The organism is Mesorhizobium sp. YIM 152430, from assembly GCF_029210365.1.
GTDB lineage: Bacteria > Pseudomonadota > Alphaproteobacteria > Rhizobiales > Rhizobiaceae > Aliihoeflea.
Genome location: NZ_JARGES010000020.1, coordinates 92,209 through 113,417, shown reverse-complemented (window position 1 = coordinate 113,417; position 21,209 = coordinate 92,209). Strand labels below are relative to the sequence as shown.

At 63.4% G+C, this 21,209-nt stretch carries 22 protein-coding genes and 1 tRNA gene; 17 read left to right on the top strand and 6 right to left on the bottom strand.

The window, feature by feature from the left end; genetic code table 11:
- Nucleotides 1–15: 15 nt before the first annotated feature.
- Both PZ895_RS05835 and PZ895_RS05830 read right to left on the bottom strand, forming a co-directional pair.
- The gene (locus PZ895_RS05835) at nt 16–432 is read right to left on the bottom strand and encodes a hypothetical protein (protein ID WP_275838081.1); all 417 of its coding nucleotides are present in this window, start codon (nt 430–432) and stop codon (nt 16–18) included.
- Between the two features lie 300 nt (nt 433–732).
- A tRNA-Ser gene (locus PZ895_RS05830) sits at nt 733–822 on the bottom strand.
- Between the two features lie 304 nt (nt 823–1,126).
- On the opposite strand from PZ895_RS05830, the gene rplU reads away from it, so the two are divergent.
- From rplU to PZ895_RS05815, 3 genes are all read left to right on the top strand, one after another.
- Entirely contained in the window at nt 1,127–1,576 is a 450-nt protein-coding gene (gene rplU, locus PZ895_RS05825; protein ID WP_275838080.1) for a 50S ribosomal protein L21, read from the top strand.
- A 25-nt stretch (nt 1,577–1,601) separates the two neighbouring features.
- A complete protein-coding gene (rpmA, locus tag PZ895_RS05820; RefSeq protein ID WP_275838079.1) occupies nt 1,602–1,871 on the top strand; it encodes a 50S ribosomal protein L27 in 270 nt (89 codons plus the stop codon).
- 124 nt (nt 1,872–1,995) lie between these two features.
- Nucleotides 1,996–2,586 carry a GNAT family N-acetyltransferase gene (locus tag PZ895_RS05815; protein ID WP_275838078.1) on the top strand — a complete coding sequence of 197 codons (591 nt, stop codon included), beginning with the start codon at nt 1,996–1,998 and terminating at the stop codon, nt 2,584–2,586.
- 111 nt (nt 2,587–2,697) lie between these two features.
- Here PZ895_RS05815 and PZ895_RS05810 read toward each other — a convergent pair whose 3' ends face one another.
- Nucleotides 2,698–3,222, bottom strand: coding sequence for a hypothetical protein (locus tag PZ895_RS05810; RefSeq protein ID WP_275838077.1), 525 nt, complete (start codon nt 3,220–3,222; stop codon nt 2,698–2,700).
- A 103-nt stretch (nt 3,223–3,325) separates the two neighbouring features.
- Complete coding sequence (locus PZ895_RS05805; RefSeq protein WP_275838300.1) at nt 3,326–4,186, bottom strand: endonuclease/exonuclease/phosphatase family protein; 861 nt, start codon at nt 4,184–4,186, stop codon at nt 3,326–3,328.
- Between the two features lie 88 nt (nt 4,187–4,274).
- Between PZ895_RS05805 and obgE the strand changes: the two genes are divergently transcribed.
- The 14 genes from obgE to PZ895_RS05735 all read left to right on the top strand — a co-directional run bounded on the left by obgE (nt 4,275) and on the right by PZ895_RS05735 (nt 18,016).
- Complete coding sequence (gene obgE / locus PZ895_RS05800; RefSeq protein ID WP_275838076.1) at nt 4,275–5,312, top strand: GTPase ObgE; 1,038 nt, start codon at nt 4,275–4,277, stop codon at nt 5,310–5,312.
- Nucleotides 5,313–5,317: 5 nt separating this feature from the next.
- The gene (gene proB, locus PZ895_RS05795; RefSeq protein ID WP_275838299.1) at nt 5,318–6,445 is read left to right on the top strand and encodes a glutamate 5-kinase; all 1,128 of its coding nucleotides are present in this window, start codon (nt 5,318–5,320) and stop codon (nt 6,443–6,445) included.
- An 11-nt stretch (nt 6,446–6,456) separates the two neighbouring features.
- The gene (locus PZ895_RS05790) at nt 6,457–7,743 is read left to right on the top strand and encodes a glutamate-5-semialdehyde dehydrogenase (RefSeq protein WP_275838075.1); all 1,287 of its coding nucleotides are present in this window, start codon (nt 6,457–6,459) and stop codon (nt 7,741–7,743) included.
- A 37-nt stretch (nt 7,744–7,780) separates the two neighbouring features.
- Entirely contained in the window at nt 7,781–8,404 is a 624-nt protein-coding gene (locus PZ895_RS05785) for a nicotinate-nucleotide adenylyltransferase (protein WP_275838074.1), read from the top strand.
- A 168-nt stretch (nt 8,405–8,572) separates the two neighbouring features.
- Nucleotides 8,573–8,950 (top strand): ribosome silencing factor, encoded by a 378-nt coding sequence (rsfS, locus tag PZ895_RS05780; RefSeq protein WP_275838073.1) that lies wholly within the window; start codon nt 8,573–8,575, stop codon nt 8,948–8,950.
- An 83-nt stretch (nt 8,951–9,033) separates the two neighbouring features.
- The gene (gene rlmH / locus PZ895_RS05775; protein ID WP_275838071.1) at nt 9,034–9,513 is read left to right on the top strand and encodes a 23S rRNA (pseudouridine(1915)-N(3))-methyltransferase RlmH; all 480 of its coding nucleotides are present in this window, start codon (nt 9,034–9,036) and stop codon (nt 9,511–9,513) included.
- 123 nt (nt 9,514–9,636) lie between these two features.
- The gene (locus PZ895_RS05770; protein ID WP_275838070.1) at nt 9,637–10,902 is read left to right on the top strand and encodes a murein hydrolase activator EnvC; all 1,266 of its coding nucleotides are present in this window, start codon (nt 9,637–9,639) and stop codon (nt 10,900–10,902) included.
- On the top strand, nt 10,892–12,223 hold the full coding sequence (locus tag PZ895_RS05765; protein WP_275838068.1) for a S41 family peptidase: 1,332 nt from the start codon (nt 10,892–10,894) through the stop codon (nt 12,221–12,223). The genes PZ895_RS05770 and PZ895_RS05765 overlap by 11 nt, the downstream gene beginning before the upstream one ends.
- Nucleotides 12,224–12,331: 108 nt before the next feature.
- Nucleotides 12,332–13,471: a divergent polysaccharide deacetylase family protein gene (locus tag PZ895_RS05760; protein ID WP_275838067.1), complete on the top strand. Its 1,140-nt coding sequence runs from the start codon at nt 12,332–12,334 to the stop codon at nt 13,469–13,471.
- Nucleotides 13,472–13,480: 9 nt separating this feature from the next.
- Nucleotides 13,481–13,996, top strand: a complete 516-nt coding sequence (locus PZ895_RS05755) for an RNA pyrophosphohydrolase (protein ID WP_275838066.1) — start codon at nt 13,481–13,483, stop codon at nt 13,994–13,996.
- Nucleotides 13,993–14,667 carry a DUF1028 domain-containing protein gene (locus tag PZ895_RS05750; protein ID WP_275838065.1) on the top strand — a complete coding sequence of 225 codons (675 nt, stop codon included), beginning with the start codon at nt 13,993–13,995 and terminating at the stop codon, nt 14,665–14,667. Before PZ895_RS05755 ends, PZ895_RS05750 begins: the two co-directional genes overlap by 4 nt.
- Nucleotides 14,668–14,815: 148 nt before the next feature.
- A complete protein-coding gene (glmM, locus tag PZ895_RS05745; protein ID WP_275838064.1) occupies nt 14,816–16,168 on the top strand; it encodes a phosphoglucosamine mutase in 1,353 nt (450 codons plus the stop codon).
- Nucleotides 16,169–16,366: 198 nt separating this feature from the next.
- A complete protein-coding gene (locus PZ895_RS05740; protein ID WP_275838062.1) occupies nt 16,367–17,158 on the top strand; it encodes an outer membrane beta-barrel protein in 792 nt (263 codons plus the stop codon).
- 162 nt (nt 17,159–17,320) lie between these two features.
- Nucleotides 17,321–18,016, top strand: a complete 696-nt coding sequence (locus PZ895_RS05735) for an outer membrane protein (protein ID WP_275838061.1) — start codon at nt 17,321–17,323, stop codon at nt 18,014–18,016.
- A gap of 51 nt (nt 18,017–18,067) precedes the next feature.
- On the opposite strand, the gene PZ895_RS05730 is transcribed toward PZ895_RS05735, so the two are convergent.
- Nucleotides 18,068–19,669 carry a hypothetical protein gene (locus tag PZ895_RS05730; protein ID WP_275838060.1) on the bottom strand — a complete coding sequence of 534 codons (1,602 nt, stop codon included), beginning with the start codon at nt 19,667–19,669 and terminating at the stop codon, nt 18,068–18,070.
- Between the two features lie 63 nt (nt 19,670–19,732).
- Nucleotides 19,733–21,031 carry an adenylosuccinate synthase gene (locus tag PZ895_RS05725; RefSeq protein WP_275838058.1) on the bottom strand — a complete coding sequence of 433 codons (1,299 nt, stop codon included), beginning with the start codon at nt 21,029–21,031 and terminating at the stop codon, nt 19,733–19,735.
- Nucleotides 21,032–21,209 lie beyond the last annotated feature (178 nt).

The following is a 21,209-nucleotide window of genomic DNA, read 5'->3' as shown; positions in this document are numbered from 1 at the left end:
AAAAAGGCGACCTGCTCAAGCCAGTTTCTCATCCTCCGCGGCCTGCCGCCATTCAACTTCGCGATCGAGTGATTTCTTCGTTGCAGCAAGGTCCTCCAGGCTCGCTCTCAACCGGTTCTTGAGTCGTGTAAAACGTCTGCGGATCGCGATCGTCCATGCGCAGAGTATCGCCAGTGCAAGCGGGCCCAGAAGCAGCGGAACCAAGCGATATGAGCCGGCCGAGGCGTCGGTCGATAAAATGGAAAAGACTGCCAGCGTCGCCGTTGGAATAAACAGGAGGGCGCTGCGGGCAAGAACCGCGGAAATCAGCGCCAGGGAAAACAGGATCATCGCGCCGGCGAACTCGTTCTCGATGGCTTGTATGGATGCCTGGAAGAAGCCGACGAACATCGGAACAAAGTTCTCTGTCACGGTGTTTAAGAATTGTTCCACCAGAGCTTCCCTTCTCGGTACTGCCTGCGACGCATATTTTTGCACCATCCCATCGCACACGCGAGTCTTTCTTGGCGGCTTTTGAACGCGTTGACGGGAAGAAAGCCGTCTGTGCCGCGCCGGACGGGTTTTCATCCGTGCCGAGCAAACACCCAGCTCGCGAGCGGGTGCCCGATGATCGCCACTGATCGCCAGCCTGCAAATCGTGAGGTTGCCGTTTGAACGTGCCACTGGCATGGCCCGCAAAGAAGGCGTTGGCGTTACCGCAGCAATCAGTAAATCATTGATTTTATTAAATAATGGCGGAGAGGGAGGGATTCGAACCCCCGATGGGCTTGCACCCATGCCGCATTTCGAGTGCGGTGCATTCAACCACTCTGCCACCTCTCCGCGGGGCATGGTTCGCTCTTTCGAGCGCGGCGCACACATAGCCATTGTGATGGATCGGCACAAGTGGTTTTGTCGACGAAATGGCCGTCTCGCGCCCGCCACTGCGAAAGCGCCGCGGATGGCCGCTTTGCGTTGACTTCGCAGCGCCCGTGACGTATGAGCAGCCTCAAAATCCGGTGTGGCGTCTCGCCGCGCCGGTTCTTTGCTGGAAAAATCGCCCGCAAGGACAGTTTCAACCGACTGAACAAGAAGCCGGCCGGGTGCTCGCGCATTCAGAGCCGGAATCGAACAGAAAGGGCAAAAAATGTTCGCAGTCATCAAGACCGGTGGCAAGCAGTATCGCGTCGCCGCCGACCAGGTTCTGGAGATCGGCCGTCTCGAAGGCGAGATCGGCGACATCGTCGAGATCGGCCACGTGCTTGCGCATGGCAATGGCGACGACGTGACGATCGGCGCGCCGCTCGTTTCGGGCGCTTCGGTTTCCGCCGAGATTCTCGATCAGAACCGCGCCGAGAAGGTCATCGCCTTCAAGAAGCGTCGCCGCCAGAATTCGCGCCGCAAGCGCGGCCATCGTCAGCTCCTGACGACGGTCCGGATCGCGGAAATTCTGCTCGACGGCGCCAAGCCCTCGAAGAAGGCTGCCGAAAAGAAGGCTGCGAAGGCTGAAGCCGGCGACGAGACGCCGAAAGCCGCCAAGAAGGCAGCGCCGAAGAAGGCCGCCGCCAAGACCGAAGCTGCCGAAGCCGGCGAATAAGAACAAGGCATAAAGGAGAACTCCCATGGCACATAAGAAAGCTGGCGGTTCCTCGCGCAACGGTCGCGATTCCGAATCCAAGCGCCTTGGCGTGAAGAAGTTCGGTGGCGAAGCCGTCATTCCGGGCAACATCATCATTCGCCAGCGCGGCACCAAGTGGCATCCGGGCACCAATGTCGGCCTCGGCAAGGACCACACGATTTTTGCGATGCAAGAAGGCGTCGTGTCGTTTGCGCGCAAAGCCAACGGCCGAACCTACGTATCCGTGGATACGCTCAAGGACGCAGCGGAGTAGCCGGTTCCGCACCAAGAACACCGGCGCCCCATCTCGGGTCCGGTGTCTGGTCCAGCCAGAACAAAACATCAGGGGAGATGGGTCGCCATCTCCCCTTTTGCCGTTTTGATCTGGAGGAAGACCCATGGTTCTGGAAAAGGACGATCTCGAAGAGGAATGTTGGCGGATCGACTGCCCCGTCCTCGTCACCGAAAGGCTGGTCCTGCGCCCGCCGCATGAAGACGACCTGGAGGAACTGGCGGAACTCGCCAACAACCGCCGCGTCGCCGAGATGCTCGGACGGATGCCGCACCCTTACGGTCCAGCCGAGGCGCGCCAATTCCTCGACTCGACGCGTACGGACCGCGAAGCGGGCTGCGTCTACGCCATCGCGCTTGGCGCCAATGGCGCATTCATCGGCTGCGCCGGGCTGAACGCGACGCCGCGCGGGCTCGAACTCGGCTACTGGATCGGCGAGCCCTATTGGGGCCGCGGCTATGCGACGGAAGCCGCGCACGCGCTCGTGGACCTCGCCTTTCGCGCGACATCGATCGACGTGCTGCATGTCTCGTGCCGTGTGATCAATGCTGGCTCGCGCGGCGTGATCCACAAATGCGGCTTCCAGTATTCCGGCCAGGGGATGCTGGATTCGCAGGTTGCGGGCCGTGTACCGGTCGAGCGCTACAGGCTCGACCGCAAGACCTGGGTCAGCCTGCGAAGCTGGGGCATGGCGTGAACGATGTGAGGTGCCGCAAGGGAAGGTTTTCTACAGAAGTCCATCTCTTGCGGCCCCTCGTACCTGCGCTCTATCGATCGTCAGCATGAGCATCGCAAGCAGTAAAGTTGACTAAAAAGCGAGGTCATATGCCCTATTGACCTCGTTCGACAGCGCAAGGCGTTCGATCCAGAGTTGCTCACGATTTAGGGCATCTACAGCCAGCCAAGCAACTGAGCCTTGGGCCGTGATACCAGATGGCATGATGTGGCTGCTTTTTTTGTCCGATTGCTCATACCAATGATGAACTGAATTTTCCGTGCTTATCTGCGCCATTTCCAATGGCCCGGCAAGCTTCCGTTCATTGGCGATTTCATACTTTTCCCAGGGAATGCGGAGCAACTTCAGTCGGGCGTGAACCTCCTTTGTTGTTTCGTCGGTTCTCAAATTCCTTACAATGAGCAGCCGAAAGATTTCGTAGGTCCCGCCGACCCACAGTTCAGATAGCCGACAGAGATGGTCGAAGTCATCGATATGAGTGTTGTCATTACTTGGCTCTGCGGGAATGCAAGCGGCGAAATCATCTTTCATTGATCGGACGAGCAGGTCTAGATCGCCGAGACGCTGGATGGATACCGCGAGCAACGAATCCGGCAAGAGCATTCCATCCGGAACGAACGCTTGATATTCTCTTCAAGCAACAGTTTGTGCTGATGGCGTGCCAAGCGGAAGGCCGAAGCTACCAATTTCGTGATCGACATTATTTTAGTTCCACCCAGACCGGCCGGTGATCGGAGCCTATGGCGCTCGCGTCGACATTGCAGGACTTCAGGCGCTCAGCAAGATCTGCGGTGACGAAGGTGTAGTCGATCCGCTTGTGACGGGAAACATCGTCCGGATGGTCGATGTCGACGCAGGTGTCGGCTTCGGTGCCCAGATAAGCGGCGGCGTCGACGAATTTGTCGGCGACGAGCGGCAGGCCAAATTCGTGGTCGAGCCTGCCGGTGATCTGTTCATGCTCCGGCGAACCTGCAAGCAAGTTGAAATCACCAAGAAGGACGGCGCTTTCGGGCCGGGGTGGCTCGGGAAATCCCATTTCGCCGACGCCGGTCAGCCCGCCGCCTTCGCGGGGATAGGCGAGGACGCGTTCCATCAGGTGCCGGATCTGCGTCAGCCGCTCGTCGGGCGAGCGATGGTCGAGATGGGTGGAATAGAAGCGGATCGGGCCCAGCGGCGTTTCAACCAGAGCCTCGAGCACGCTGCGCTGGAAGTTCATCTTCGCGACCGAGCGGCGACGCGGCAGGAGAAGGTTGCGCGAGGCGAGAATTGGTGTCCTGGACAGGATCATGTTGCCGAACTGGAAGCGAAGATCGACGGCTTTACCGTCCTTCACATGCGAGCCCATGTCGATCTCGAAGGAGGGGCCGTAGACGGAGAAATAGTCGGGGAGCAGGGCGCGGATTTCGGCCGGCATGTCACGGCCCTGATTGTTCGGGTTGTTGCGGGAGACTTCCTGTAAGCCGATCAGGTCGGCGCCGCGCACTGCGTCGACGATGCGCGCGATGTCGTATCGCTTGTCGAGACCGATTCCATACTGGATGTTGTAGGACACGCATTGCATCGTTTCGCCCCCGCGCCCCTCGCACTTCAGCGCGTGATGGGCTAGATGAGCGCCCAAAGACCAAATCCCCTCAACGATTGTCAATGCGATGAAATTTCTCGACCAGGCCAAGGTGTATATTCGATCCGGTGACGGCGGTGCCGGTTCCGTCTCGTTCCGGCGCGAGAAGTTCATCGAGTTCGGCGGTCCCGATGGCGGCGATGGCGGACGCGGCGGCGATGTCTGGGCAGAGGCGGTCGACGGGCTCAACACGCTGATCGACTATCGCTACCAGCAGCATTTCAAGGCCAAGACCGGCGTTCACGGCATGGGCCGCAACCGCACCGGCGCCGGCGGCGCGGACGTGGTCCTGAAAGTTCCTGTCGGCACGCAGATCTACGAGGAAGACAACGAAACGCTGATCTGCGACCTGACGCATATCGGCGAGCGCTTCCTGCTCGCCAAGGGCGGCAATGGCGGGTTTGGAAACCAGCATTTCAAGACGTCGACGAACCAGGCGCCGCGCCGGGCCAATCCCGGTCTGCCGGGCGAGGAGCGCACGATCTGGCTGCGGTTGAAGCTGATCGCCGATGCTGGGCTCGTCGGGCTGCCGAATGCCGGCAAGTCCACCTTTCTCGCCACGGTGACGGCGGCCAAGCCGAAGATCGCCGATTATCCCTTCACGACGCTGCATCCGGGCCTCGGCGTCGCGCGGGTCGATGCGCGCGAATTCGTCATCGCCGACATTCCCGGCCTGATCGAGGGGGCGCATGAGGGGGTCGGCATCGGCGACCGCTTCCTCGGCCATGTCGAGCGCACACGGGTGCTGCTGCATCTCGTTTCCGCGCGCGAGGAGGATGTGGCGTCGGCCTACGAGACCGTGCGCGGCGAACTCGAAGCCTATGGCAACGGCCTCGAAGAGAAGACCGAGATCCTGGCGTTGAGCCAGGCCGATACGGTGGATGCCGAGACGCTGGCCGAGAAGGCCGCCGCGCTCGAAGAGATTGCCGGCCATGCGCCGATGATTCTGTCGGCCGCGACGGGGCAGGGGGTGCAGAACGTGCTGCGTGCGCTGATCGCCAATGTCGAGACCGCCCGCGCCGTCGAGACGCCCCCGGCGGATGATCCGCGATGGCAGACGGAGTAAGCGCGATGAAGGCGCTCTCGTCCCATCGACGGATCACGGTCAAGATCGGATCGGCGCTGCTGGTCGATCGCGCAAGCGGGCTGAAGCGGGAATGGCTCGCCTCGCTGGCAGAGGATATCGGCAGGCTGACGGCAGAGGGCTGCGAGATTCTCGTCGTGTCCTCCGGGGCCATCGCGCTCGGCCGCAACATTCTCGGCCTCGGGCGCCGCGCGCTGCGGCTCGAGGAAAGCCAGGCGGCGGCGGCTGCCGGGCAGATCGCGCTTGCGGGCGCATGGGCCGAGGAACTTGGCCGCGCCGGGCTCAAATCCGGCCAGGTGCTCGTCACCCTCGGCGACACCGAAGAGCGGCGGCGCTATCTCAACGCCCGCGCGACGATATCGACCCTTCTGAAGCTCAATGCGGTCCCCGTCATCAACGAGAACGACACGGTGGCGACCAGCGAAATCCGCTACGGCGACAATGACCGGCTCGCCGCGCGCGTCGCCACGATGATGCGCGCGGATCTGCTCGTCCTGCTTTCCGACATCGACGGGCTCTACACCGCGCCGCCGCAGCTTGACCCGGACGCGAGATTCATCCCGCATGTCGAGGCGATCACGCCGCAGATCGAGGCGATGGCGGGTGCGGCGGCGTCCGAACTGTCGCGCGGCGGGATGCGCACCAAGATCGATGCCGGAAAGATCGCGACGGCGGCCGGTACGGCGATGATCATCACGTCGGGCGCGCGGCAAAATCCGCTTGCCGCCATTGATGCCGGCGAGCGGGCGACCTATTTCGGCGCGAGCGCCCATCCGGTGCGCGGCTACAAGACGTGGATCGCTGGCCAACTCGAGCCGGCGGGCCGCATCTCGGTCGATGCCGGCGCGGTGCGGGCGCTTCAGGCGGGCAAATCGCTTCTGCCGGCGGGCGTCACGCTCGTCTCCGGCCAGTTCTCGCGCGGCGACACGGTCGCGATCCTGGGCCCGGACGGAGCGGAAGTCGCACGCGGGCTTGTTGCCTATGACGCAACGGATGCCGTAAAGATCGCGGGACTGAAAACGGCCGAGATCGAGACGGTTCTCGGTTACGAGGCGCGCGCGGCGATGGTCCACCGGGACGATCTCGTCATGTCGCGCGCGGTGGTCGCAGGGTAAGGGAGAGCGTCATGCTCCAGGCGCATGAAGGATCGCGAAACGACGTCGCAGCGCTGATGGCCGGGATCGGCCGCCGCGCGCGGGCGGCGGCGCGACCGTTGGCGCTGGCCTCGGCCGAGCGCAAGCACGCGGCGCTGGTCGGGATGGCTGAGGCCGTTTCGCGGCAGGAGCAGGCGATCTTGTCCGCCAATGCGCTCGACATGGCCAACGGCGAAGAGGCCGGTCTGCCGCCTGCGATGCTCGATCGCCTCAAGCTCGATTCCGGCCGCATCCGCGCGGTCGCCGACGGTATCCGGGCGATCGCCGAACTGAAGGACCCGATCGGCGAAATCATTGCCGAATGGGATCGGCCGAACGGGCTCCACATCGAACGGGTGCGTACGCCGCTCGGCGTGATCGGCGTCATCTATGAAAGCCGGCCGAACGTGACGGCGGATGCCGGCGCGCTTTGCCTCAAGGCGGGTAATGCCGTGATCCTGCGCGGCGGGTCGGATTCGCTCAATTCCTCGCAGGCGATCCATGCCTGCCTCGTCGAGGGGCTGAAATCGGCCGGCTTGCCCGACGATGCGATCCAACTCGTGCCGACGACGGACCGCACCGCGGTCGGCGAGATGCTGACGGGGCTTTCGGGCAATCTCGATGTGATCGTTCCGCGCGGCGGCAAGAGCCTCGTCGGACGCGTGCAGACGGAAGCAAGGGTTCCGGTCTTCGCGCATCTGGAAGGCATCTGCCATCTCTATGTCGATCGCAGCGCCGATCTCGAGATGGCGGTCAAGATTGCCGTCAACGCCAAGATGCGCCGCACCGGCATTTGCGGGTCGGCCGAGACGCTTCTCGTCGATAGGGCGGTAAGCGAGACGCATCTTGTCCCGATCCTCGACGTGCTGGATGCAGCAGGATGCGAAATCCGTGCAGAGGACGAGGTGCGGGCGGTTTTTTCCAAGGCGGTTCCGGCAAAGGAAGAGGACTGGTCGACCGAATATCTCGAAGCGATCATCTCCGTGAAACTGGTCGACGGCGTTTCCGGCGCGATCGACCATATCGAGCGCTATTCGTCACACCATACCGAGGCGATCGTCGCAGATGATAAGGCGGCCGCGGAGCGGTTCTTCAACGAGATCGATTCGGCCATTCTCCTGCACAACGCCTCGACTCAGTTCGCCGATGGCGGCGAGTTCGGCATGGGTGCGGAGATCGGCATCGCGACCGGGCGGATGCACGCGCGCGGGCCGGTGGGGGTGGAGCAGTTGACGTCGTTCAAGTATCGCGTGCGTGGCGCCGGACAGGTGCGGCCATAGCGGGTTCGGCCAGGTCTGCGCGAGGGGGTGCCTCGCGATGAGCCCAACAGGAATCGCACCCCACCACTTGCGAATGCCGCATGTCGAAAAGGGCATGGCGGTGGGGCTTTTCGGCGGATCATTCAATCCGCCGCATGGCGGCCATGGGCTCGTCGCGGAGATCGCGCTGCGTGCGCTTCGGCTCGACCAACTCTGGTGGATCGTCACGCCCGGCAACCCGCTCAAGGCCGGGCGTTCCCAGCTCTCGCTCGCCGAGCGCATCGCGCGTTCCGAAGCGCTGGCTGAAGACCCGCGCATCAAAATCACCGCTTTCGAGGCCGGATCGGCGATCCGATACACGGCCGACATGATCGACCATGTGACGACGCGCAATCCCGGCGTCGATTTCGCCTGGATCATGGGAGCCGACAATCTGCGTGACTTTCACCTCTGGCAGCGCTGGCGCGAGATAGCCTCTACTGTGCCCATCGCGGTGATCGACCGGCCCGGCGCGACGCTCTCCTTCCTGTCGTCGAAGATGGCGCAATCCTTCGGCCGCGCGCGAATCGACGAGACGGATGCCGCCAAGCTCGCCCGCACGCGGCCGCCGGCCTGGACCTTCATCCACGGCCCGCGATCCTCGCTTTCCTCCACGGCGATACGGGCCCGGGACGGATCGTGATCGGATGGCGTGGTCCCGTGTCTTGAAACCTTAACGGGACTCTGCCTATCTATAATGCGGGCAAGATCATCGGATTCGAATGAACGGACCCGACATTAGATCGCTCACTGTTGTTCTTGATCGAAAGGAAAAACGCTGAGAACAGCACTTCAAGGGAAGGCCGAACGCGTGCCTTCGTCGTCCGGGATGAGCCGCATGGTCGAGCCGTCCCAGATTTTGAACTCGGTCCTTGCCAGTCTGGAAGACTCCAAGGCCGAAAACATCGTTCCCATCGACATTCAGGGCAAGTCCAGCCTCGGCGACTACATGGTCGTCGCGTCGGGTCGCTCGCATCGCCATGTCGCAGCGGTCGCCGATCAACTGATCAAAGCGGTCAAGGAGGCAGGGCTGGGTGCGCCGCGGGTCGAGGGTCTGGCCAGTGCCGACTGGGTGCTCGTGGATACGGGCGACATCATCGTGCATATCTTCCGTCCCGAGGTGCGCGAGTTCTACAACATCGAAAAGATGTGGCAGGCTCCCGATCTCGACGATGAGACGGTGCACTAGACCGTGGACGTCGACGTCCACCGGCTCGAAATGCCCGCCGCTGGCGGGGGAGATGAGTTCGGCCTGAAAGCGGAGCGCCCTGTTTGCGCCTTTCCATCCACGCGGTCGGCCGCATGAAGGCCGGGCCTGAGCGAGATCTCGTCGCGCGCTATCTCGACCGCCTCGCCAAGGCGGGGCCAGCGGTCGGCATGGAATTTTCCGGTGTCGCCGAAATCGCCGAAAGCCAGGCGCGCAGCGCCGGGCAGCGGATGCGCGAGGAGGCCGAAAGGCTGGAAGCCGTGCTGGGCGATAGTGCTCTCGTGCTGCTCGACGAGCGCGGCAAGAACATGACCTCCACTGCCTTCGCGACCTATTTGTCGCGCCATATCGACGGCGGGCGCAAGTCCATGGTCGTCGCGATCGGCGGGGCCGACGGGCACGATCCGGCCCTGCGCGACAGGGCGGACCTCGTCCTGTCCTTCGGGGCATTGACCTGGCCGCACCAGATCGTCCGGGTGCTTCTGGCCGAACAACTCTATCGCGCCTCGACGATCCTTTCGAACCATCCCTACCACCGGGCCTGACATGGTTGATCGTTCCTTAACGATCGCGCGCCAGGATCGGCGGGGACGATTCGGATTGGACGCAAACCGGTGCAGTATTTCTCCAGGACAGGCAGAACCGGGCGGTTCGCATTGGCTCTGCTGATGCTGAGTGCGATTGCGCTGCCCGCTCATGCCAGCCCGGAAGAGGGCGACATCGCGGCGATGGAATTGCGGCACGCGCAATCGACTGAAGAATATCAGGAAATCCAGTCTCAAATCGCACTGACCGGCGAGCGGCAGGCCGAACTGGAAGCCGAGATCGACGCCGTGCGCAAGGATCATGCGGCACTTTCGTCTGCGCTGGTGCAGGCGGCGAAGACCGAACGAAAGCTTCAGCAGGACATCGAGGATATCGCCGCGAGGCTCGAAGGAATGCGTTTTCAGGAAGACCGCTTGCGGACCTCGCTCGGTGAGCGACGCGAGCTGCTCGGCGAGGTTCTTGCCGCGCTGCAACGAATGGGCCTCCACCCGCCGCCTGCCATCCTCGTCAAGCCGGAAGACGCGCTCGCATCGGTGCGCAGCGCCATCCTGCTTGGCTCGGTCGTGCCGGAAATGCGGGCCGAAACAGCCGAACTTCTTGGCGACCTGAAGGAATTGTCGTCGCTGAAAGCCTTGATCGAGGACGAGCGAGCGCGTCTCTTCCGCACGGTCGCCGACCAGGCCGGCGAGAAACACCGGCTTTCGGGCCTGATCGCGGAAAAGCAGAAGCTCGAAGAGCGCTCGACGGCGAATCTTGCCGAAGAACAGGCGCGCTCCGAAGAGATGGCCGAGCGTGCCGGGACGCTCCAGGATCTGATTGCATCACTCGAAAGTGACATTTCCGGCGCACGCGAAGCGGCGGAGGAGGCGCAGCGTGCAGCCGAGACGGCGCGGCGGCGATTGCCGCCGGCGCGCGCGCCGAACCTCGCTGCCAGCCTTCCCTTCGAGGCGCTCAAGAACCAGGTGGAATTGCCCGTTGCCGGCAGTATCGGACCCCGTTTCGGCGAGCCCGACGATGCCGGACGCCCCCTCATGGGCGACATGGTTAAAACACATTCGGGCGCAATCGTCACGGCTCCGGCGGCCGGGGCCGTTCTCTATGCGGGACCGTTCAGATCCTATGGACAACTCTTGATCCTGAATGTCGGCGAGGGCTATCATGTCGTTCTGGCGGGACTGGGACGGGTGAGCGTGTCGCTCGGACAGACGCTGATGGCGGGCGAACCGGTCGGCGCCATGGGAGAGGCGAGGGTGGCAAGCGCCGCCGCCTTCGGAAGCAGGAACAATAGCCCGGAACTTTATGTCGAGTTCCGAAGGCAAGGCAAACCCGTCGATCCCTCACCATGGTGGGCGGAGCGCAGTTCTGGAAGGACAGGAAATGATACGTAGAATGTCTCTTCTGCTTGCCGGTGCGTTGATGGGCGCGTCCGCGATGAGCCTCGTTCACGGCGGTGCCGGAACGTCGGCGAATGCGGCCGGCTCCGAGACCTACCGGCAACTGGCGATCTTCGGAGACATCTTCGAACGCGTGCGTGCCCAGTATGTGACCGAGCCCGAGGATGCCAAGTTGATCGAAAACGCGATCAACGGCATGTTGACCTCGCTCGATCCGCATTCCTCCTATCTGACGCCGGACGCCGCGCAGGACATGCGCGTGCAGACACGCGGCGAGTTCGGCGGCCTCGGCATCGAAGTGACGATGGAAGACAACCTCGTGAAGGTGATTTCGCCGATTGAGGATACGCCGGCCGCGCGCGCCGGGGTTCTCGCGGGCGACCTGATCTCCGCCATCGACGGCGAGGAGGTTCGCGGACTGACGCTGGCCGACGCGGTCGACAAGATGCGCGGCAAGGTCGACACGTCGATCGAATTGACGATTCTGCGCGAAGGCGCGCCGGAACCGATCAAGATCGAGATCGTGCGCGACATCATCAAGGTTCGCGCGGTGCGCCACCGCGTCGAGGAGGACATCGGCTACATCAAGATCAACTCCTTCACAGAGAAGACACAGGACGATCTCAATGCAGCGATCGAGGCCATCAAGGCCGAGATTCCGGACGAGAAGCTCAAGGGCTACGTGCTCGACATGCGGCTCAATCCGGGCGGTCTGCTCGACCAGTCGGTGAGCGTCGCCGACACGTTCCTCGACCGTGGCGAAATCGTCTCGACGCGCGGCCGGGAAGCATCGAACGTGACGCGGTTCGATTCGCGGCCGGGCGATGCGATCGACGGCAAGCCGCTGATCGTGCTCGTCAATGGCGGCTCGGCCAGCGCCTCTGAGATCGTTGCCGGTGCATTGCAGGATCATCGCCGCGCCACCGTCGTCGGCTCGCAATCCTTCGGCAAGGGGTCGGTCCAGACGATCATTCCGCTCGGCGAAAGCGGTGCGTTGCGCCTGACGACGGCGCTCTACTACACCCCCGCCGGCACCTCGATCCAGGGCAAGGGCATCACACCTGACATCCTGGTCGACCAGCCGCTGCCGGAAGAACTCAGGAGTGCGGCTTCCGGGGCCGCTCGCGGTGAATCCGCTCTTCCGGGCCATATTCGCGGTGCCGAGGAGAGCGACGAGGGTTCGGGCTCGTCGGCCTATGTGCCGCCGGAGCCGGAAGACGACATTCAGCTCAACTACGCCTATGACCTGATCCGCGGCGAGAAGACCGATCCGGCCTTCCCGCCCAATCCGGACCGGGCGGTGCTTCAGCAGTAAGGGAGCGACCATTCGATCGGGCCGGCGAAGGCGACTTCGCCGGCCTTTTTGCATATTCGCGGCGAATGCACGATCTTCGCGAAAACGATTCGATGCTGAGGGCGTGCGGTGCTGGACTTTGGCGACAGGGAAATCGACCGGCCGATCGGCCAGGGAACGCGCGAGCGCTTGCCGCATGGCCGTGCCGGCCGGCGAACTGTTTTCGGTTCCGCCCTCTGCGCCGTTGCGATTCTCGGCCTTTCGGTCCTCGCGGCGCTTCACGATGACGGGCTGCGCACGCCGCCGCCTTTCGTCGTCGCCACCACGCAGCCCGAGCCCGCTGCCTTGCCCGTCGAGGCGGAAGAGCGTTCCGGCCCGTCCATAACGCGTGTTCAGCCGCGCGCCGATTCCGACAGTCCCAGCGTCGTCGTGATCCGCGATCCGTCCGGCCTGTCGCACAATTCCGCGACGGCCCATCTGCCGGATCCGGAACTCGTCGAACGATCCGACTACGGTCCCTTGCCCCGACGGTCCGCCGAAGGCCGTCGGCCGTTCGATGCCTATGCGCGGCCGTGGTCGGGTGCGCGCGGCGCACGCATCGCCGTCGTCGTGGGGGGGCTCGGTCTGTCGCAGACGGGAACGCAGCGCGCGATCGAGGTGCTGCCGGCCGAAGTGACGCTCGCCTTCGCACCGGCCGGAAACAGCCTCGACCGGTGGATGCAGACGGCGCGGCGCAAGGGCCATGAACTCCTGATGCAAATTCCGCTCGAACCGTTCGATTATCCCAATGTCGATCCGGGGCGAGGGACCTTGACCATCGATGCCGATCCGATGTCGTTTCGCGAAGACCTTTACTGGACGCTGGGCCGGATGACCAATTATGCCGGCGTCATGAACCATATGGGCGGGCGCTTCGTCACCGATGACGATGCGATGAAGGCCCTGATGACCGAATTGTCCGATCGGGGGCTGGGCTATCTGGACGACGGCGCGTCCGCGCGCAGCATCGCGGAGGCACAGGCGGCGTCGGCGGGCGTTCCTTTCGCCGCCTCGTCCGTCGCAATCGACACGGTGCGCGAGCGCGGGGAAATCCTGAAGAAGCTCGACGAGGCCGAACGCGTCGCCCGTGCGACCGGCTCGGCCATCGCGGTCGGCGCCGGTTTCGACGTCACGGTCGACGCGGTGGCGGCATGGATTTCCGAGGCGCGGCTGCGCGGGATCGAGATCGTCGGATATTCGGCCCTCGCCAACGATCCGGAACGCAGATAGGCAGGAAGGATGAAGAGCAAGCTTCCCTACCGGCCATGCGTCGGAATCATGGTTCTGAACCGCGACGGCCTCGTCTGGGTCGGTCGGCGCATTGCCGAACCCGATGGCGAAATGGCCGGTGCAGCGCAGCTCTGGCAAATGCCGCAAGGGGGAATCGACGCGGGCGAAGATCCGCTCGAAGCGGCGCGCCGCGAATTGTTCGAGGAAACCGGCATGAAGTCCGTGTCGCTGATCGAAACGGCGCCGGACTGGATCAATTACGACCTCCCGCCGCATCTCGTCGGCGTCGCTCTCAAGGGGAAATATTGCGGCCAGACCCAGCGCTGGTTCGCCTTCCGTTTCGAAGGCAGCGACGACGAGATCGCCATCGATCCGCCTCGGGGCGGCCATATGGCGGAGTTCGACGCCTGGGACTGGAAACCGATGGCGGACCTACCGGACCTTATCGTGCCGTTCAAGCGCGGCGTTTACGAGGCGGTCGTCGACGCGTTTCGCCATCTGGCGGGCGAGCGTTCGCCGGCATGACCTTTTCACTCATCGCGCGCTGTACGCGCACCGGACAATTCGGCATCGGCGCCGTCACCGCCATGCCGGCGGTCGGCAAACTGCTGACCTATGCATGGCCGGGCAGGGGTGCCGTCGCCACCCAGGCGCTGGTCAATCCCTATCTGGGCATCGACGGCATCGGTCTTCTGCGCGATGGCAAGAATTCCGACGAGGTTCTCGACCTCCTCAAGGAAGGCGATCCCGAGGTCGACAACCGGCAATTCGCCATTCTCGACAGGACAGGTCATGGCGCGGTATGGACCGGGGCGAAGTGCATCGACTGGGCTGGACACGCCGTCTTTCCGAACCTGACGATCCAGGGCAACCGGCTGGAGGGCCCGCAGGTGATCGCCGCCATCCGGGACGCTTTCGAGGCCCATGCGGATCTGCCGCTCGCCGGTCGACTGGTCGAGGCGATCGCCGCCGGCGATGCTTGGGGTGGGGATCGCAAGGAAGAACTGTCGTCCACCATTTATGTGGTCGATACGGAAGAATATCCGCTCTGGGACGTTCGGGTGGATCACCATCAACATCCCATCGCGGAACTGCGCCGGGTCTACGGCATCTTTTCGCGCGATCTTTATCCTCATATCAAACGCATGTCGACGCGGGCCAATCCCATGGGGGAGATCGACGACCGGGCCGTCTGATCTTGAAATTTGAAGAATTGTTCAGCATTCGTGCCTAAGACTTGTATTCCGGCAAGTGTCGCGTCTATAGCGTGTTAACAAATCTTGATGATCACGCGGCGCGTGGTCGTGGCAAGAGTTCGCCGTGTCAGACAGCAGGACGAAACCGATGACGAGACGTTATTTCGGAACCGACGGGATTCGCGGTCGCGCCAACAAATTTCCGATGACGGCCGAGACCGCAATGCGCGTCGGCATGGCGACGGGCCTATCCTTCCAGCGCGGCAGCCATCGACATCGCGTTGTCATCGGAAAGGACACGCGGCTGTCCGGCTACATGATCGAGAACGCCATGGTGGCCGGCTTCTGCGCGGCCGGAATGGACGTCTTCCTGCTCGGCCCGATCCCCACGCCCGCCGTCGCCATGCTGGCGCGCTCGCTGCGCGCCGATATCGGCGTGATGATCTCGGCGTCGCACAATCCGTTCTACGACAATGGCATCAAGCTGTTCGGTCCCGATGGCTACAAGCTCTCCGATGCCATCGAGCAGGGGATCGAGGACATGATCGACGGCGATCTCGATCAGGCGCTGGCAACCTCCGACGGACTCGGGCGCGCCAAGCGCATCGACGGCGTGCATGATCGCTATATCGAATTCGCCAAACGCACCTTGCCACGCGCCATGTCGCTCAACGGCCTGCGCGTCGTCGTCGACTGCGCCAACGGCGCGGCCTACAAGGTGGCGCCGAACGCCTTGTGGGAACTGGGCGCGGATGTCGTCACCATCAATGACGAGCCGAACGGCTTCAACATCAACGAAGATTGCGGCTCGACGCATCCGTTGGCCCTGTCGAAGAAGGTGCATGAGGTGCGCGCCGATATCGGCATTGCGCTCGATGGTGACGCCGACCGCGTCGTCATCGTCGACGAGAACGGCACCGTGATCGACGGCGACCAGATCATGGCGCTGATCGCGGAGACCTGGCATCAGGCGGGGCGCCTCAATGGCGGCGGTCTGGTCGCTACCATCATGTCCAATCTCGGGCTCGAGCGCTTCATCAAGGACAAGGGCCTCGAGCTCTTCCGGACCAAGGTCGGCGATCGCTACGTGGTCGAGCATATGCGCGCACACGGCTTCAATGTCGGCGGCGAACAATCGGGCCATGTCGTGCTCACGGATTTCTCCACGACGGGGGATGGTCTGGTTTGCGCTCTTCAGGTGCTCGCCTGCGTCAAGAGGGCAGGCAAGCCGGTGAGCGAGGTGTGCAGGAAGTTCGAGCCGGTGCCGCAACTGCTCAAGAATGTCCGGTTTTCTGGCGGTTCGCCGCTCGAGACGGAGACCGTCAAGGAAGCCATCCGCGACGCGCAGTCGACGCTCGGCGCTTCGGGCCGCGTCGTCATCCGCCCGTCCGGCACGGAGCCGCTGATCCGGGTCATGGCCGAGGCTGACGACCGCTCGATGGTCGAAAAAGTCGTCGACGATCTTGTCGGCGTGATCGGAAACGCGCGCAGCGCCGCCTGAAAGACGGTCTGAGCCGACAAGAAAGCCTTCCGACATCCCGGCAGGCTTTCGTCGTTTGGGGCGTTCACAAAGCAAAAATAACCCGCGATCAAGGTAAAGAATTAGGGTTAAGGGCCATTTAACCTTTCTGCGCGATTCTTCGTCCGTGCCATTTCCGGGGGTGATCAGACGAGCCCGGCGTCTGTGAGGATGAAGATCATGAAACTCAGCATTGTCGCGGCCCTTGCGGCCGGTGCCGTTCTCGCCCTGCCGGTCGTGCCGTCGACCGCCGCAGACATCTACGTTCCGCCGGTCTATGAAGCGCCCGTTCCCGTGCCGCAGTTCGGCGGCTGGTATCTGCGTGGCCATGTCGGCATGAGCAACCAGCATTATGACGGGCTCGACTACGAATATTTCGAGGTGCCGGGCTTCACCCAGACATGGCTCGACGAGGGCGGGTTCGCCTCCGCACCGCTCGTCGGGGCAGGCATCGGCTATGCCTTCAATGACTGGCTGCGCGCCGACGTGACGGCCGAATATCGCGGCAAGGCAAGTTTCTACGCGCTCGATACGTTCACCAATGACGCCACCGGCGCTCTGGCGGGAACGAATTCCTACACCGCCACCAAGTCCGAACTTCTGCTCCTGGCCAACGCCTATGCGGATCTCGGCAATTTCGGCGGCGTCTCGCCCTATATCGGCGCCGGTATCGGCGCTTCGCGCAATACGATCGCGCATTTCAACGACACCAACGTGTTCTCGAATGCGGGCGGCTACGCGCCGAAGAAGTCGCAGTGGGAAATGGCCTGGGCGCTTCATGCGGGTCTCGGCTATGCGGTCACCGACCAACTCACCATGGACCTCGGCTACAGCTATGTTCATCTCGGCGACGGAAAGACCGGCGTCGCACAGAATTACGACCCCGCCTTCTCGCGGCCCAATGACGGCTTCACCTTCAATGATCTCGCCTCGCACGATCTGAAGCTGGGCTTCCGCTACAAGTTCCACTGACCCGCCTTCTGGCGACACAAGAGGCCCGGCAGCGTCCGGGCCTCTTTTCGTTCGAGGCACACGCTGCGGTTTATGCTTAACCGTGAATTAACCGGCATGGTTAATGATCGTTCGCATCAGGGATTCGGCACTGTTAGCCGCCGTCATTGGGAGTTCACGCTGATGCCAACGATTCTCCGCCTTGCCGCCTCCGCGGCGTTGCTTGCGGCGCTCGCCGGTCCGTCACTCGCCGCCGACTACGATCCACCGATCTTCATCGAGCAGGCGCCCGAATATGTTCCGGTCGAAATCGGCTCGGGCTGGTATCTGCGCGGCGACGTCACCTACATGGTCGACGATCCGCTCTACGAATTCACCTTCCTCGGCGAGGAGACGCGCAACAATCGCTTCGGCGGGTCGGTCGGCATTGGCTATCACTTCAACGACATCCTGCGGGGTGATGTGAGCATCGGCCTGCTTGCCAGCGACCGCTTCAGCGCGACGAGCGGCATGGAACGGCGCGATGCCAAATACGACGCGTGGTATGGAATGGCCAACGCCTATCTCGACCTCGGCACGGTTGCCGGGTTCACGCCCTATATCGGCGCCGGCGCCGGTCTTCTTCACACCCGCCAAAACTACAGCCGCACAATCGCAGGGACGAGTTTCCCGCCGAGCTACGACGAAAACCAGACGAACTTCGCCTATGCGCTCAACGCCGGCATCAACTATCAGGTCGCCGACAATGTCTCGCTCGACTTCGGCTACCAGTATGTCGATTCGCCTAGGGCAGAGTATCGGAACTCGGATACGTTCGCTGTCGAGCGCGGCATCGACTTCCACCAGGTCAAGGTCGGCCTTCGCTACGATCTCTGGTAGGCTGACACCTCAGCGGTCTGGAACGCCGGCCGGGGGCCGGCGTTTTCGTTTCTACTGCGGCTGATCGCCGTTCTCTTCTGCGATCGGGGCGAGCGCGGCCCAGGCCCTCAGCGCTTCCTGGAAGACACGGTCGCCGGGAATGCCCTTTTCCATCGTCATCAGCGCGCGGCGTCCCGAACCATAGGTGATCGGGATGTCGATCCAGCTCTGGCGACGCAAGAGCGTTGTGTTCGCCTCGACCTCGGCGGACGAGTCCGACAGGGCGACGAGGAAGAAGCCGTCCGCGATCTTGGCCGGAATGCCGATCAACGGGTTGCCGGCCGCCTGCTCGGTGTCCTTCATCGCCACGCGCAGCACGTTGTCGATCGAGCCGCCCGAGAAATCGTCGGATGTCAGGAAGATCATCTCGATGATGTGGCTGGCCGGCAGCGACTGGTCGCCATTGCGGCGGATCGTCATGCGTAGTTGAAGGTCCCGCGCGGGGATCGTGACCTCGGCGCGGATGGCGGCCTCCGGCGGCAGGTCGCCGCCCGGCGATTCCTGCACCAGAGACCACAGGATCGTGCCCGATTCGGCCGACCCTTCCGCATTGGCCGTGCGCTCCTCGTAGAAGATCGCGCGCTGACCGACCGCGAGTTGTGGCTGATCCTGGTCCTGATCTTCGCCGGCGGCAGGGCCGGACGTCGCACCCTGCGCCTGCCCGGACGGCGTGACCGCGGCGACCGACGTTCCCTCGCCGATCGTCGGTTCCTCGCCGGCGACGCCCTCGTCGACCTCGGTCCCGTCGGGGAGCAGACGCTGCGTGAACTTCTCGGCCTCGGCGGCAGGTGTCTCCGCCGCTGCATCGGCTTCGGCCTCGTCAGCCGGCGCGGATGCGACGTCCGTCTCCTCCGGCTCGGCAGGCGTCGGCTCGGTCGCGACTGTTTGCGGCGCGGAGCCGAACATCGAGGCGAAGTCGTCGCGATTGAGCCAGATGCCGTAGCCGGCGCCCGCAACCACGATCAACACCAGAAGCGCGGCGATCAGGCCGGTACTGGCTCCTCGCTTCTTGCGAACGGGAACGCGCGGCGCATAGAGCGGCTGCCCGCCTGCGACATCCGCCTCATAGTCGTCCGCACGCAGCGCCGCCCGGTCCGTATGCGCGTCGTCGCCGAAGACGTCACGCTGCGCATCTTCCTGCCACTGTGCATCGTCGGCATAGGAATCCGAGTAGGGCCGCTCGGCATCATAATCGTCCTCATAGCCTGCGATGTCCGCTTGCCCGGCATCAGCCGCAGCAGCCGGTTCGTCGTAGATCTCGTCGGCCGGACGCGACGCCACCGGATGGTAAGGCTCATCCGCGTAATCGGTCGCTTCGCCGCGAGACGGAGGCGCTTCTTCCTGTTCCTCGCCGAAAAAATTCGAGAAATCCTGCTCGAAATCCGGATCGGCCGCAGGCGGCGGCGCGGCATACTCGTTGCGAACCTGGACGATCGCCGCCTCGAGTGACTGTCGCTGGCGATCGGCAACTGCGGGCGGTGGCGGCGGGTTGAGCGCGGCGAGCTTGGCCTCGATCGTCGCCCGCGCCTTGTCATAGACCTTCTCGCGCATCTGCGGAGAATTGTCCTTGAGGCCGTCGATCGTCTTCTTCAGAACCGCTACGAAATCTGCCATGCGAAACTATGCCTTATCTGGCTTCCGTTACCCGGAAGTCAGGGTCCCTATGCGAACCCGAAACTAGTCTTGAAAGGGATCGGTCACAAGTATGGTGTCGTCGCGCTCGGGGCTGGTCGAGAGCAGCGCGACGGGCGCGCCGATCAACTCTTCGATATAGCGCACATACTTGACCGCCTGGGCCGGCAGGTCGTTCCACGAACGCGCATTGGCGGTCGTGCCCTTCCAGCCTTCGAGCGTCTCGTAGATCGGCTCGACGCGCGCCTGCGCGCCCTGGCTGGCCGGCAGATAGTCGATCACCTCGCCGTCGAGGCGATAGCCGGTACAGACCTTGATCTCCTCCAGCCCGTCGAGAACGTCGAGCTTGGTCAGGGCGATGCCGTCGATGCCGTTGACCGCGACCGCCTGGCGCACGAGCACGGAATCGAACCAGCCGCAACGGCGCTTGCGGCCGGTCACGGTGCCGAATTCGCGGCCGCGCGTGCCGAGGAATTCGCCGACCTCGTTGTCCTGCTCGCTCGGGAACGGGCCCTCGCCGACGCGCGTCGTATAGGCTTTGGTGATACCCAGCACATAGCCGATCGCGCCGGGTCCCACGCCCGCGCCCGTCGCGGCCTGGCCGGCCACCGTGTTGGACGAGGTCACGAACGGATAGGTGCCGTGGTCGATGTCGAGAAGCGTGCCCTGCGCACCCTCGAAAAGGATGCGCTCGCCGGCACGGCGGGCATCGTCGAGGACTTTCCAGACACGGTCCATATAGGGAAGGATCTGGTCGGCGATCGACGTCAGTTCCTCCATGATCGTCTCATGGCCTACCTCGCCATGGCCCAGTCCGCGGCGCAGCGCATTGTGGTGCGTGAGCAGCCGGTCGACCTTGGCAGGCAAGGTTTCAAGGTCGGCGAGATCCATGACGCGCACCGCGCGGCGGCCGACCTTGTCTTCATAGGCGGGACCGATGCCGCGACGCGTGGTGCCGATCTTCGTGCCCGAATTCGATGCCGCATCCTCGCGGAAACCGTCGAGTTCGCGGTGGAGCGAGAGGATGAGAGCCGTGTTCTCGGCGATCTTCAGCCGGTCCGGCCCGATCTCGACACCCTGCTCCTTGAGACGCGTCATCTCGGCGACGAAGGCGTGCGGGTCGAAGACGACGCCATTGCCGATGATCGACATCTTGCCGGGGCGCACGACGCCCGAGGGCAGCAGCGACAGCTTGTAGACCTTGCCGTCGACGACCAGCGTGTGGCCGGCATTGTGGCCGCCTTGAAAGCGAACGACGACATCGGCTCGCTCGGAAAGCCAGTCGACGATCTTGCCCTTGCCCTCGTCGCCCCACTGCGAACCGACGACCACCACATTGGCCATGAAAACCTATCCTCATCCGTTCGGAGCACATGCCCCTGCAAAAACGAGAGCCTCTATAGCGGGCAATCATGGCATAGGCGACCCCTTCACGCGCGAAAGCTTGCGCTCTGGGTCAATCATTATTTGTTCGCGGCCGGGTTTACCCTGCGGTTGCCGGTGAATAGACAGAAGGCCCTCG